We start from the raw sequence: 13,036 nt of genomic DNA, 5'->3' as shown, positions 1-13,036 counted from the left end.
CCTTACCACAAAAAGGAAATCGGGATCAATCATCATCTCCCAATTTCCTCCTTTCTATTTTTTCATTTTTCGATATTTACTTTTTGATGCCACAAATTCTGGACTCATGACTTCATCAACATTAAAGACAGAAACAAAAGCTTGCGAATCAAGTTCTCTCACTAATATCTTAACATCACGAACATCAGTAGGGCTCAAAGCAACATACATCACATCTTTTTCTTGACCAGAGTAGGCTCCTTCTCCTTTTAAAAAAGTTACCCCTCTCCCCAAATCTTCCATAATAACCTTTGAAATCTCTTGGGAGTGATTAGAAATAATAATCATGCCCCGAACAGCATATCCACCATTTTGAACTAGATTAACCATCTGGCTGTACATAAAGCTAGCAATTAAAGCATACATCATCTTGGGAATAGTGATATAGGTCAGCGATAAAATCATCACAAAAATATCAAATGCAAGAAGAGCTTGATTTAATTGGATTCCAAACTTGTCCTCAATAACACGCGCTACAATGTCAGATCCTCCAATAGTCCCCCTATTTCTAAAGACCAATCCACCACCTAAACCAGCAGTGATGCCAGCGAGCAAGGATACTACCAAGTCATCATTTTCTAAATCAATGACAATAGGAACTTTCTGGAAGATCCAAATAAAAAAATAGAGACAGAAAATTCCCTCAATCGTATAAATCATTGATTTACGACCAAATAAGTAAGCTCCTAAAAGGATCAAAGGTAGATTAATCAGATAGCCTGAATAGGTAGGGTTAATTCCAAAAAGGGCATGTAAGACTAGTGTTAGACCAGATAAACCATTGGCTGCAATTTGATTAGCCATATTAAAGTAAACAAATCCAAAAGCATAAATAGCTGCCCCAAAGGCAATCAGAATCATATTTTTCAGACGAAACTGATAATCCACTATCATACAAAATCTCCTTAACTCCTACTGATCCTCTTCCACAAATCTTCCAATGATATGAACATTCTCCGCTACTGAAACAAAGGCTGTCGGATCATATTTTTTCATCAAATACTTAAACTCAGCATACTCTGAACGGGTGATAATAGTAATCAAGACACATTTTTTCTCGTGATTATAAGTTCCTTCTGCATCATTGATACAGGTCACACCACGATTTAATTTTTTGTGAATCATGCGGGTGACTTTATCAGGATTACTGGTGATAATCATAGCCTGCATTTTCTTTTGCTTGGTAAAGACAGCATCCGTCACACGACTAGAGACAAAGATTGTCACCATGGAGTATAGGGCATACTGCCAACCAAACAAAAGTCCCGCAAACAACATAATGACAGCATTCACTGCTAAGGAAATATTGCCAACATCACGACCTGTTTTCTTACGGATCGTTAAACTAACAATATCTGTCCCACCACTTGAAATATTAGACTTCAAAGCATAACCTATGCCAACTCCCATCACCAAACCACCAAAAATGGCGTTAATCAAGGGATCTTCGGTTAAGGTTATTTCAGGCATAAACTGAATAAATAAGGTACTTAAAGTAACTGTAATAAAAGTAAAGACTGTAAATTTATGCCCAATCTTATACCAAGCCAATACAATCAAAGGAATATTAATAGCATAAAAGGTAAGAGCTACAGGAATTGCAAAACCTAGTAGGCGGTGGCTTAGAGCTGACAGAACCTGTGCTAAACCAGTGACACCACTGGAATAGACATGCCCTGGCTGAAAGAAAAAGTTAACTGCAATACTGGATAAAAGGGCATAAAGCAGGGAAGCGGATACCTTCTCTGCATATTTTTCCCTTGAAATACTTTGTAGGGTTTGAAACAATCCTACTTTTTTAGCAGCCTGATCAACTGCATACTTTGTTTTCTTTTTAAAACTAGCTTTTTTAATCATTGTCCTCTACTTGCAAAGCAAGCTCTTCAAGTTGTTTTGGAGAAACAAGGCTAGGTGCTTGTGTCATAGGATCACTAGCCTTATTATTTTTAGGAAAGGCAATTACTTCACGGATATTATCTTTACCAGCCAATAACATCACCAATCGGTCTAGACCCAAGGCTAAACCACCGTGTGGTGGGAAACCATAGTCCATAGCTTCTAACAAGAAACCAAACTGTTCATTAGCTTCCTCAAGAGAGAATCCTAGAGCTTTTAACATCCGCTCTTGTAAGTCTTTTTGATTAATCCTCAAGCTACCACCACCAAGCTCATAACCATTTAAGACAATATCATAAGCAATAGCTTTTACCTTACTAAGATCACCCTCAAGTTCATGTGCTGTATCTGCTTGCGGCAGGGTGAAAGGATGGTGAGCTGACATGTAGCGACCTTCTTCTTCTGACCATTCAAACATTGGCCAATCAACAATCCACAAGAAATTAAATTGTGACTCATCAATCAAATCTTGCTCCTTAGCAATACGATTACGAAGAGCGCCTAAAGTATTATTCGCAACATCTAAGCTATCTGCTACAAAAAGGACCAAATCATTTTCAGAAAGCGCTAAGCGCTCAACAAGAGCTGACTCAATATCTGTTAAAAACTTAGCAACTGGACCTGCTAAGTTAGCATCATTATACTTCACCCAAGCTAGACCTTTAGCACCAAATTGTTTGGCAAACTCTGTCAACTTGTCAATATCTTTACGAGAATAAGCATCCGCCTTACCTTTGACAACGATTGCTTTTACTGTCTCAGCTTCTGAAAAGACTTTGAAATCAACTCCCTTTACAGTTTCTGTCAAGTCTTCTAGAAGCATTTCAAAACGAGTATCTGGCTTATCTGAACCATACTTGTTCATAGCTTCGTCATAAGACATACGTGGGAATGGCAAAGTGACTTCAATCCCTTTTGTATCCTTCATCACTTTTGCGAGTAAACCTTCTGTCAAGTCTTGAATCTCAAGATCTGTTAAAAATGATGTTTCTAAATCAACCTGTGTAAACTCAGGTTGACGGTCACCACGAAGATCTTCATCACGGAAACACTTAACAATTTGATAATAGCGATCAAATCCAGCATTCATCAACAATTGTTTTGTAATTTGAGGGCTTTGTGGAAGAGCATAAAAATGACCTTGACTCACTCGACTTGGTACAAGGTAATCCCTCGCTCCTTCTGGAGTGGACTTTGTTAACATCGGTGTTTCGACATCAATAAATTCAAGAGCATCCAAATAATTGCGAATAGAATGTGTCACCGCTGCACGCAGTTTAAAGTTTTCGAGCATCTCAGGGCGACGAAGATCTAGGTAACGGTAACGCAAACGTGTCTCATCACTGATTTCTGCACCATCTTTAATTTCAAAAGGAGTCGTTTTGGCTACATTTAGAATACGCAACTGCTCAACATGTAATTCCACCTCACCTGTAGGCAATTTATCATTAGCTTGACCACGTTTTTCAACTTGACCTGTCACTTCAATAACATACTCACTACGTAATTTTTCGGCTGTAGCCACAACTTCTGCTGAAGCATTTTCTGGGTTGATCACCAATTGCATGATGCCTTCACGATCACGCAAATCAATAAAAATCAAACCTCCTAAGTCGCGACGTCTAGCAACCCAACCTTTAAGAGTTAGGATTTGTCCAACATGTTCTGTGCGAACACGTCCTGCATACATTGAACGTTTCATATTATTTCTCTTCTCCATCTAAAATATTCATTCCTTCATATTATAACAAAAAGCGCTTAAAAACCCCACCCATTTCAAAAGAGTTTTTCGTTGCTTATCCTAAAATCTAGATAAGATTATCTTATCAGACAAAAACCTCAGTAAGTTCAACTTACTGAGGTTTTTGTTAGGCTAACTTTTCTACAATAGTCGCAAAGTTTTCTGTGATTTCAGTAAAGCTTGCGGTGTACTCTTCACGCGTCTGATTATTTTTAATAGTGACTTGGCCACTTTCTACTTCACTTTCGCCAAGCGTTATCACTAACTTCGCACCAAAAGTATCTGCTGACTTGAACTGCGCCTTAATTTTACGGTTAAGATAGTCTCGTTCTGCTTTAAAACCTTGATGACGAATAGCTTGTACCAACTCTAAAGCCTTCCCATTAGCACCAGCTCCTAAAACCGCTAAATAAACATCCAAACTTTCTTCAACTGGTAGGCTGATCCCTTGTTTTTCAAGAATTAAAAGCAAGCGCTCAAGTCCTAGTCCAAAACCAAAACCAGCGGTTTCTGGACCACCGAAATACTCAACCAAACCATCATAGCGACCACCTGCACAGATGGTCAAGTCAGAACGATCAACAGTTGTGATGAACTCAAAAATCGTGTGATTATAATAATCCAATCCACGAACCATATTGGTATCAATCACATAAGGAATCCCCAAACTCTCAAGCATGTTACGCACTTGATCAAAGTGTTCCTGACTCTCTTCATCTAGATAATCTAAAATAGACGGAGCATTTTCCACTGCTAGCTTGTCTTCTTTTTCCTTAGAATCTAGAACACGCAAAGGATTTTCTTCTAGACGACGCTGACTATCTTTTGAAAGCGTCTCTCGAAGAGGGGTTAGATAGTCAATCAAAGCTTGACGGTAGGCCGCACGACTCTCTGGGCTACCCAGAGTATTAAGGTGAAGGGTCACATCTTTAATCCCTAAAGTCGTAAATAATTGATAAGCCATAGCGATTGTTTCAACATCTGTGGCAGGGTTGGGAGAGCCAAAGCACTCAACACCAATTTGGTGAAACTCACGCAAGCGACCTGCTTGTGGGCGCTCATAACGAAACATTGAACCAATGTAATAAAGTTTAACAGGTTTTTGAACCTCTGGAGCAAAAAGTTTGTTTTCAACATAAGAACGGACCACCGGAGCTGTTCCTTCTGGGCGTAGAGTGATGTGGCGCTCACCCTTATCATAAAAATCATACATCTCCTTAGTGACAATGTCTGTTGTATCGCCAACAGAGCGACTAATCACTTCATAATGTTCAAACATAGGCGTTCGAATTTCAGCATAATGGTATTTCTTAAATGTTTCACGTGCAACTTCCTCCACATACTGCCATTTAGCAGACTCTTGTGGCAGAATATCTTGTGTTCCCTTAGGTTTTTGCAATTTCATCTGTATTGATACAAGGCCCTATCTTTGAAAAATAAAGCATCATCCTTCAAAAACTAGCTAGCGTCTATTAGTGATGCGACACCGCTACAGCCTCTTCACCTTTCCCTTAATTTCCTACCTATTTTACCACATTCTACCCTCAAAAACTATCACTAGAAAAGGAAAAGACTGGTCAAGAAAGAAATTTTTCTTACTCCTTCATCACAAAAGAATGTCTCACTTTTTATGAAAATACATGAAAACCATTGTCTTTATCAGGGATCTGCGATATAATTTTCTAAGAAAACGTTTGCATAGAAAGGTTGCTTATGAAAAAAGAATTTCGATTAGTCCCCTACGGGGATACCCCTTATCACACTGGTTTAGCTATTCCTGTTTTTTCTTTACGTAGCGAAAACGATTTCGGTGTTGGGCAATTTAGCGATTTAAAGGCCTTGGCAGATATCACCAAAGCAAGTGGGCTTGATATTATTCAGATTTTACCAATTAACGACACCAATGCCACTCAAACCTTTAAGGATTCTTCTCCTTATACCGCCACTTCTGTTTTTGCCCTCCATCCCCTTTATCTAGACTTAACACCATTTGAAAAAGAGCTTGATTCAGACAGTCTCACAGCTTATCAAAAAGAGAAGGCAGCATTCAATCAGCTAGAGGCAGTGGATTATCCAAATGTTATCAAAAGAAAACTCTTTTATGCTCGAAAAGTCTTTGACAAACTCAAAAAAAATCTAGCTCATGACAAAAACTTCAAAGCTTTTAAAGAAGAGAAAAAAAGCTGGCTAGAAGCTTATGCTTGCTTTAACTATTATCTCAATCAGTATGACAGTACTGATTTTACAGATTGGAAAGATCATGCCGTCTATCAAGATCATTTCTATAAGGAACTGCAAAAAAATGCTGAAGCTAAAGATTTCTTAGACTTCCAAGCTTTCTTACAATTCGTCCTTCACCAACAGCTCCTTGAGGCTACTCAATATTGTCATAGCATCGGAGTCGCCATTAAAGGAGATATTGCCATCGGAGTCGGACTTTTCTCAGCAGATGCTTGGCAAAATCCTGATCTCTTTAATCTGGATATGCAAGCGGGAGCTCCACCAGATGCTTTTTCCACAACAGGACAAAACTGGGCTTTACCGACTTACAATTGGACACGTATGGCAGAAGATGGGTACGCTTGGTGGAAGACCCGTCTTAACAGTATGGCAACCTATTTTGATGCCTACCGCCTAGACCATATCCTTGGTTTTTTCCGTATCTGGGAAATTCCAACCTACTCTGTTCGCGGTTTACTCGGACACTTCACACCTGCCCGCGGTTATTCCGTTGAAGAATTGGAACAAATTGGTATTCCTTTCCGAGCTTGGGGAGGGGAAAAACGGTTTGTTGAACCTTTTATCAAGGATTGGGTTATCGACCGTATTTTTGGACGTGATCAAAGAGATAGAATTATTCAAAATTACCTCAATTATGTAGGCTATGAAAATTATGAATTAAAAGAGCCTTTTAAAGACCAAAAGACGATCGAAGCTCTCGATATTGAAGAATACATCAAGGATGGACTCTACCAGTTGACAGAAAATGTCCTACTCATTAAGGACCATGAAACAGATGGGTACTATCATCCCCGTGTCTCTCTAACACAAACTATCTCTTATCAAGAATTAGGCTATGAATTCCAAGAAAAATTTGATTGGCTTCATAATGACTACTTCTATTATCGTAATAATCATTTTTGGAAGGAAAAAGCTCTAGAAAAGTTACCTGTCCTCAAAAATGCAACAGATATGCTTGCTTGTGGAGAAGATTTAGGGATGGTACCTGCCACTGTTCCAGAAGTAATGGCAGAAACGCAGATTTTAAAATTAGCTGTTGAACGCATGCCTGATGACCCTTCTCAATTTGTTCACCACTTGGATCACCTAGATTATCTCTGTGTGGCAACTCCCTCTAGTCATGATACTTCAACCCTAAGACAGTGGTGGCAAGAAGATTTTGCATTTACGCAACAATATTATAACCAAATGATGCACTTCTTTGGAGAGGCTCCTCAAGAGGCTGGTCCAGAGGTGATTGAGAATATCATTTATCGCCACCTAAATTCTAATGCCATGATTGTCATTTTCCCACTACAAGACCTATTTGCTCTTAACACCGAGGTAAGCAATCCAAATCAAGTAATAGAACGCATTAATGACCCTTCTAATCCCAAAAATAGTTGGGATTATCGCATACATCTCTCTCTTGAGCAGTTGTCTGAAAAAACGGACTTTATTCAACAGCTTCATCACATGGTTACCAACTCTCGTCGAAGCAGCAAAGGCTAAAAAATGCTGTTCTAGCACCCTTTCTTAAACCAGTGTTTGAAGAAAAATCTTAGAAAGTCCTATTGATCCGCTATGTAACTGATACAAATGAGTTTTCTTTACTCCCTAACTTGTAGGCTAGGACGTAAAGGAGACTTTTTTCATTTATCTAGTAACATCTGAAAATAATGATCGTTTCAAAAGCTTGACATCTATTCTAAAAATAGTATAATTAGAATAGTTCTAAATAATATTTATAATAATTCTAAATTAGAGGTAAACAATTATGACAACTAAAGACTATGGTAAAGCGCCATTTGTAACCAATATTGAGACAGCTACACTTGAAAATACTAACTACCGCACAGCTCTCTGGACAGGAGAACTCTTACAAGTTACCCTGATGTCTATCCCAGTTGGTAGTGACATCGGTGCAGAAGTTCACAATGAAAACGACCAGTTCCTCCGTATTGAGCAAGGCCACGGCCGTGTTATTATGGGTGAATCTGCTGATAAGATTACGCTTGATACTGAAGTTGGACCAGAAGATGCCATTTTCATTCCAAATGGAACCTACCATAATGTCATCAACATCGGTCAAGAAGACCTTAAAATCTACTCTATCTATGGACCAGCCCACCACGCTCATGGGACAGTTCATGAAACCCAAGCCATTGCTATCGCTGCTGAAGAAGCAGAAGAGCACGGTCATTAAGATGAACATTTTTCAACTTCAATCTGTCAGCTTATCAGATAATGATAAGTCGATTTTAACTGACATTAGTTTTACCGTTGCAGAAGGCGAGCGACTAACCTTGGTTGGACCTTCGGGCAGTGGAAAAAGCTCTATCCTAAAACTCTTGGCAGGCTTAACATCTGCGACCAGTGGGACTATTTTCTTTCAAGGAAAAGACCTAGCAGAGCTGGACATGCCGACTTACAGGAGAGAAGTTTCTTATTGTTTTCAACAGCCAGTTCTCTTTGGGCAGACCGTCCAAGATAATCTCCAGTTTCCATTTACCATTCGTCAGTTAGCCTTTGACCAGACCAAAGCCCTCAAGGCTTTAGAAACTGTGAATCTAGCGCCAGAATTTTTAAGCAAGAAAATCACAGAACTATCTGGAGGAGAAAAGCAACGCGTTGCCCTCATCCGTAATCTACTCTTTGAGCCAAAGGTTTTACTCTTGGACGAAATCTCTGCAGGCTTAGATGCCGAAACCAAGGCTATTGTCAACAAGCTCTTAGCAGACTACCAAGCTACTAGAAATACTCTGATTGAAGTCACTCATGACCAGTCAGAGATTGAGGCAGCCCAAAAGATTTTGAGAATAGAAGGAGGTCGTATCCAAGGATGAACGTTTCAGTAGACAACCTCTCCCTAGCCCTTGTTTTCGGGCTGGTCTTAGTAGCCTTGGGCATCAGTCAGAAGGAAAAGCTGGGCTTGACTAAGGATATTGTCATGGCCGTTGTCAGAACTGTCCTCCAGCTAATCTTTGTTGGCTACGTTCTTAAGTTTATCTTCCAAGCTTCAAATGTTTTTCTTAGCTTGATGATGATTTTGATTATTCTTTTTAATGCCAGTGTCCAAGCTAACAAACGCAATCCCAATAGCAAGAAATCCTTGCTCCATCCCTTTCTAGCCCTTTTAACTTCAACTAGTCTGACCTTGACAATCTTGGTACTATCTGGTGCAATCAAGTTTACTCCTTCACAGGTCATTCCTATATCAGGAATGTTGGCTAGCAATGCCATGACGGCAATCGGCCTGTCCTATCGGGCTATGTACAAGTCTTTCACAGATAACCGCCAACAAGTTTTGGAAAAACTCAGTCTAGGTGCCAGTGTTAAATTGGCTTCACAGGAGATTTTGCGAGAGGCTATCAAAACAGGTATGCAGCCGACCATCGACTCAGCCAAAACAGTCGGTCTTGTCAGCCTGCCTGGGATGATGTCAGGGCTAATATTTGCAGGAGTTGATCCAGTCCATGCCATTCGCTATCAGATTATGGTCATGTTCATGTTGCTGTCTGCGACTAGCTTAGCTTCCGTTATCGCCTCCTATACAGCCTATCAGACCTACTTTACGGATAGAGCCCAGTTGGAATTTGACTAATCGTTTATGACTAGAGATAAAAGAAAAACACAGATAACCTTAGTTAAAGTTATCTGTGTTTTTAGTTGTTGTCCTGCTCATGTTTAATGGTCTCACTAATCTTCTTCCCGATAGAGAATAAAGGTCACAACAAAGGAAACGACGACTGAAATAATCAAGCCTGCAATAGCTGTGTAAAAGTATTTTAGCGTGTCCTCTCCGATGTAAGCTGCAATAGTTAGAAGCCCTGGCGAGCCACCTGAGAAGTTTCTAGCCCCTAAAATTCCTAGGAAAAATCCACCTACGCCTCCAGCTACCATAGAGCCTATTAACGCTGCTTTATTTTGCAAGGTTACACCATATAAAGCAGGCTCTGTGATTCCAAAGATAGCCGTAAGACCTGCCGAAGAAGCCAAGGCTTTTTTATTGGTGTCTTTTGTTTTAACAGCAATCGCTAGCGCAGCACCTCCTTGTGCCACGTTGGAAGCTAACATCCCAGGCTGGGCAATGGTGTCATAACCAATAGTCATTCGGTTATTGATACCAATGGACACCAAACCATAGTGGGTCCCTGTCATGACAAGGAAAGGAGAGAAGATACCGACAATCGTTGGAACTACCCAAGGACCAAAGTTTTCTAACCATTTAAAGAAATCACCTAGCCAGTTTCCGACAATTGCCCCAATCGGACCAAGAACCAAGAGGGTCACAAGCGCAGTGATTAAGGTTGTTACCATCGGTACCAAGAAAAACTTGACTGCCTTAGGCGATACCTTATCCGCAAAACGCTCCACATAGCTCATAAACCAGACGGCTAAAATTACTGGAATGACCGTAGAAGAGTAAGAAGCTAGAGTCAAAGGTAGTGAGAAGAAACTCAAGCTCTTTCCAGCTTCCTTAGCTGTCGTCACCATCAGGGTAAAGGTCGGATGGAGTAAGATAGCCCCCATCAACATCCCTAACTGAGGGTTAGTTTTAAATTGGCGAGCAGCCGAAGCCCCTAGAAAGATGGGCAGAAAATAAAAACCAGCATCACCGATAAAATTTAAAATCTGATAGTTGACATCATCTGCCGTCATCACACCAAAGACCGTTAACAGGGATAGGACCGCCTTAATCATCCCAGCTGCTGTAATGACAGGTAAGATTGGGGTGAAAATGCCTGAAATCACAGCCAGAAGCGTTTGTAGAGGTCCCTGTTTCACCTCTGTCGAACGCACAGACTGGTCAGAAAGATTGTCAACTAAGGCTGCATAAACATGGGGAACATCATTACCAATCACCACTTGATACTGCCCACCGCTTTTTGTTAAGCCAAGCACACCCTCTAACGCTTCTACTGCCGTGTCATTAGCTTTTTTGTCGTCAACTAGACGAAAACGTAACCGTGTCGCACAGTGGGTAAGATCAGAAACATTTTCCTCTCCTCCTACTTGCTTTAAAATCTCCTGTGCTAACCCTTTATAATCCATATCCTACTTTTTTCCTTCCTAGTCAAAAAGCAGAGCAGGTTCAACCTTAACAAGCCGAGCCTGTCCTGCCCCTTTCTTATGATGTCCAGACTTTATCTGTAATAGTCTTGATTAAACGTAATTTTTTCCACTCATCTTCTTCTGTCAAGATATTGCCTTCCTCAGTTGAGGCAAAGCCACACTGTGTTGAGATACCAAGATTTTTTAGAGGAACAAGCTGTGCTGCTTCTTGAATACGTGCCACAATCGCATCAACATCCTCTAGTTGAGGATCTTTTGAGGTGATAACGCCAAGAACCAGCTCAACATTCTCACGACCATTCCAGATATCTACTAGCGGAGCAAAGTCTCCTGAACGCTCATCGTCATACTCAAGGAAGAAAATGTCATAGTTGAGTTGACCAAGATATTTTGAAATGGTATGATAGCCACCCTCAAAAAGATAAGTTGACTTAAAGTTCCCACGACAAACATGTGTTGCGACTGTTAGATCTTCTGGTAGCCCATCTAACACCTTGTTGATCACATAAACGTCATCTTCTGCAATTTTTTCAAAGACACGACGCTCTTCTGGCTGATCTTTGTGGTCTTCTAGTTGTTGAATCAAATAAGCCCAAGTTGTATCATCTAGTTGCACATAACGCGCTCCTAAGTCATAAAAATGCTTGATGGTGTCTTGATAAGCTTGTGCTAGACCATCAAGAAAATCTGTCCAACTATCATAATAATCAGCATACAAATCACTACGGTGATCGCGGTTAATGACCAAAGATGGACTTGGAATGGTTACCTTAGGAGTTACCTCTTCAGGTGTGATTGACTTGAGGTACTCAAAGTCACGGTAAAATGGGTGGTTTGGATTCTCTGCAACCTTACCATTGAGGCGGACATTGGTCGTACGTGTCTTAGCGCCGTGGAACTTATAAGAGTCTTCTTGAAGGTAAGCTTCAAAACCTGTTAACTCCCATAAGAAGTCTAGGTGCCACCATGAGCGTCCAAACTCGCCATCAGAAACAACCTCAAGGCCATTTTCAACCTCATGATGCACCAACTCTTTTACCAATTGGTCTTGAACGGCTAGAAGTTCCTCTTTTGAGATATCTCCTTTAGCAAACTGCTCACGCGCCTCTTTTAAAGCTTGTGGGCGAAGATAGCTACCAACATGGTCAAAATGAAATTGCGTTTTTGTCATCTGTCTTACTCCTTATATTGCGAAATCAATTGCCCCTATTGTAACGCGAAAAGATATGGCTGTAAAATATATATTTGCTATGGTTTGTTATAGTTTTAGACTATGAAAACGCTTTGTTTTGATAAAACAAATAGTGAGCTCTGCCTTTTCCTAAAAAAAAGAAAAAATTTGTCAAGTAACTTTACTTTACAAAAAAGATTTGTTATACTGTTAAAGTTGGCAAAAGCCGAAACATACATTTGAAAGGAAATAAAGAAAATGGCAGTACCTGCACGTCACACTTCAAAAGCGAAGAAAAACAAACGTCGTACACACTACAAATTGACTGCTCCATCAGTACAATTTGACGAAACTACTGGAGATTACTCACGTTCACACCGTGTATCACTTAAAGGATACTACAAAGGACGTAAAATCGCTAAAGCTGAAGCTAAATAATTAGAAGGGAGATACCATGCGCGTAAATATTACACTTGAACACAAAGAATCTGGTGAACGCTTGTACCTTACTTCAAAAAACAAACGTAACACTCCAGACCGTCTTCAATTGAAAAAATACTCACCAAAATTGCGTAAGCACGTTGTGTTTACTGAGGTTAAGTAAGGGGTTCACTACACGTCATTAGACATCAAAACATTGATTTTAAGCGATTTTTGAATTTTTGAAGTTCATTACATTGCAATATAAATCAATAAGAACTCTACCTTTTTTAGATGAATATATCATTTGGATATTGAAGTTAAGCCCTGCTATCATTTGGATGGCAGGGCTTTTTTATATTTGGTACACTAACTTCTTATCTATATTTTGGTGGAGCTGAAGTTGACATCTACAAAGTTTAATGTTAAAATTCATTCAAAAATATATTTGAATGAGGTGTTTTATGATTCAG

At 39.9% G+C, this 13,036-nt stretch carries 12 protein-coding genes and 1 pseudogene; 6 read left to right on the top strand and 7 right to left on the bottom strand.

What is annotated here, in order from left to right; translation table 11 throughout:
• Positions 1 to 54 precede the first annotated feature (54 nt).
• The 4 genes from ACQRDX_RS03380 to hisS form a co-directional block, all read right to left on the bottom strand.
• Positions 55 to 933, bottom strand: a complete 879-nt coding sequence (locus ACQRDX_RS03380) for a YitT family protein (protein ID WP_427894363.1) — start codon at positions 931 to 933, stop codon at positions 55 to 57.
• 18 nt (positions 934 to 951) lie between these two features.
• Positions 952 to 1,896 carry a YitT family protein gene (locus ACQRDX_RS03375; protein WP_427894362.1) on the bottom strand — a complete coding sequence of 315 codons (945 nt, stop codon included), beginning with the start codon at positions 1,894 to 1,896 and terminating at the stop codon, positions 952 to 954.
• Entirely contained in the window at positions 1,889 to 3,637 is a 1,749-nt protein-coding gene (aspS, locus tag ACQRDX_RS03370; protein ID WP_427894361.1) for an aspartate--tRNA ligase, read from the bottom strand. Before aspS ends, ACQRDX_RS03375 begins: the two co-directional genes overlap by 8 nt.
• Positions 3,638 to 3,803: 166 nt before the next feature.
• The gene (gene hisS, locus ACQRDX_RS03365; protein WP_427894359.1) at positions 3,804 to 5,081 is read right to left on the bottom strand and encodes a histidine--tRNA ligase; all 1,278 of its coding nucleotides are present in this window, start codon (positions 5,079 to 5,081) and stop codon (positions 3,804 to 3,806) included.
• A gap of 308 nt (positions 5,082 to 5,389) precedes the next feature.
• Between hisS and ACQRDX_RS03360 the strand changes: the two genes are divergently transcribed.
• The 4 genes from ACQRDX_RS03360 to ACQRDX_RS03345 all read left to right on the top strand — a co-directional run bounded on the left by ACQRDX_RS03360 (position 5,390) and on the right by ACQRDX_RS03345 (position 9,500).
• Positions 5,390 to 7,408 (top strand): 4-alpha-glucanotransferase, encoded by a 2,019-nt coding sequence (locus ACQRDX_RS03360; protein WP_427894357.1) that lies wholly within the window; start codon positions 5,390 to 5,392, stop codon positions 7,406 to 7,408.
• 265 nt (positions 7,409 to 7,673) lie between these two features.
• A complete protein-coding gene (locus ACQRDX_RS03355; protein ID WP_354367254.1) occupies positions 7,674 to 8,102 on the top strand; it encodes a cupin domain-containing protein in 429 nt (142 codons plus the stop codon).
• Between the two features lies 1 nt (position 8,103).
• A complete protein-coding gene (locus ACQRDX_RS03350) occupies positions 8,104 to 8,742 on the top strand; it encodes an ABC transporter ATP-binding protein (RefSeq protein ID WP_427894355.1) in 639 nt (212 codons plus the stop codon).
• Positions 8,739 to 9,500 (top strand): ABC transporter permease, encoded by a 762-nt coding sequence (locus ACQRDX_RS03345; protein ID WP_427894353.1) that lies wholly within the window; start codon positions 8,739 to 8,741, stop codon positions 9,498 to 9,500. Before ACQRDX_RS03350 ends, ACQRDX_RS03345 begins: the two co-directional genes overlap by 4 nt.
• Positions 9,501 to 9,595: 95 nt before the next feature.
• On the opposite strand, the gene ACQRDX_RS03340 is transcribed toward ACQRDX_RS03345, so the two are convergent.
• Both ACQRDX_RS03340 and ACQRDX_RS03335 read right to left on the bottom strand, forming a co-directional pair.
• Positions 9,596 to 10,951 (bottom strand): PTS transporter subunit EIIC, encoded by a 1,356-nt coding sequence (locus ACQRDX_RS03340; RefSeq protein ID WP_427894351.1) that lies wholly within the window; start codon positions 10,949 to 10,951, stop codon positions 9,596 to 9,598.
• A gap of 76 nt (positions 10,952 to 11,027) precedes the next feature.
• Positions 11,028 to 12,143, bottom strand: coding sequence for a vitamin B12 independent methionine synthase (locus tag ACQRDX_RS03335; protein WP_427894349.1), 1,116 nt, complete (start codon positions 12,141 to 12,143; stop codon positions 11,028 to 11,030).
• A gap of 258 nt (positions 12,144 to 12,401) precedes the next feature.
• On the opposite strand from ACQRDX_RS03335, the gene rpmF reads away from it, so the two are divergent.
• Both rpmF and rpmG read left to right on the top strand, forming a co-directional pair.
• A complete protein-coding gene (gene rpmF, locus ACQRDX_RS03330; RefSeq protein ID WP_018164771.1) occupies positions 12,402 to 12,581 on the top strand; it encodes a 50S ribosomal protein L32 in 180 nt (59 codons plus the stop codon).
• A gap of 16 nt (positions 12,582 to 12,597) precedes the next feature.
• On the top strand, positions 12,598 to 12,747 hold the full coding sequence (rpmG, locus tag ACQRDX_RS03325) for a 50S ribosomal protein L33 (protein ID WP_001265622.1): 150 nt from the start codon (positions 12,598 to 12,600) through the stop codon (positions 12,745 to 12,747).
• A gap of 39 nt (positions 12,748 to 12,786) precedes the next feature.
• Here the strand turns inward: rpmG and ACQRDX_RS03320 are convergent.
• Positions 12,787 to 12,999 (bottom strand): annotated as a pseudogene (locus ACQRDX_RS03320) (FanG protein).
• Positions 13,000 to 13,036: the final 37 nt, after the last annotated feature.

This window comes from Streptococcus sp. SGI.013, from assembly GCF_050315295.1.
Classification (GTDB): domain Bacteria; phylum Bacillota; class Bacilli; order Lactobacillales; family Streptococcaceae; genus Streptococcus; species Streptococcus porcorum.
Note: the sequence above shows the minus strand (reverse complement) of the source record. Positions and strands in the feature narration are given on the sequence as shown.

Coding starts and splice junctions, on each gene's coding strand:
- rpmF (WP_018164771.1), top strand. CDS start 12,402: ATGGCAGTACCTGCACGTCACACTTCAAAAGCGAAGAAAAACAAACGT.
- ACQRDX_RS03380 (WP_427894363.1), bottom strand. CDS start 933: ATGATAGTGGATTATCAGTTTCGTCTGAAAAATATGATTCTGATTGCC.
- rpmG (WP_001265622.1), top strand. CDS start 12,598: ATGCGCGTAAATATTACACTTGAACACAAAGAATCTGGTGAACGCTTG.
- hisS (WP_427894359.1), bottom strand. CDS start 5,081: ATGAAATTGCAAAAACCTAAGGGAACACAAGATATTCTGCCACAAGAG.
- ACQRDX_RS03355 (WP_354367254.1), top strand. CDS start 7,674: ATGACAACTAAAGACTATGGTAAAGCGCCATTTGTAACCAATATTGAG.
- ACQRDX_RS03375 (WP_427894362.1), bottom strand. CDS start 1,896: ATGATTAAAAAAGCTAGTTTTAAAAAGAAAACAAAGTATGCAGTTGAT.
- ACQRDX_RS03335 (WP_427894349.1), bottom strand. CDS start 12,143: ATGACAAAAACGCAATTTCATTTTGACCATGTTGGTAGCTATCTTCGC.
- ACQRDX_RS03345 (WP_427894353.1), top strand. CDS start 8,739: ATGAACGTTTCAGTAGACAACCTCTCCCTAGCCCTTGTTTTCGGGCTG.
- aspS (WP_427894361.1), bottom strand. CDS start 3,637: ATGAAACGTTCAATGTATGCAGGACGTGTTCGCACAGAACATGTTGGA.
- ACQRDX_RS03350 (WP_427894355.1), top strand. CDS start 8,104: ATGAACATTTTTCAACTTCAATCTGTCAGCTTATCAGATAATGATAAG.
- ACQRDX_RS03340 (WP_427894351.1), bottom strand. CDS start 10,951: ATGGATTATAAAGGGTTAGCACAGGAGATTTTAAAGCAAGTAGGAGGA.
- ACQRDX_RS03360 (WP_427894357.1), top strand. CDS start 5,390: ATGAAAAAAGAATTTCGATTAGTCCCCTACGGGGATACCCCTTATCAC.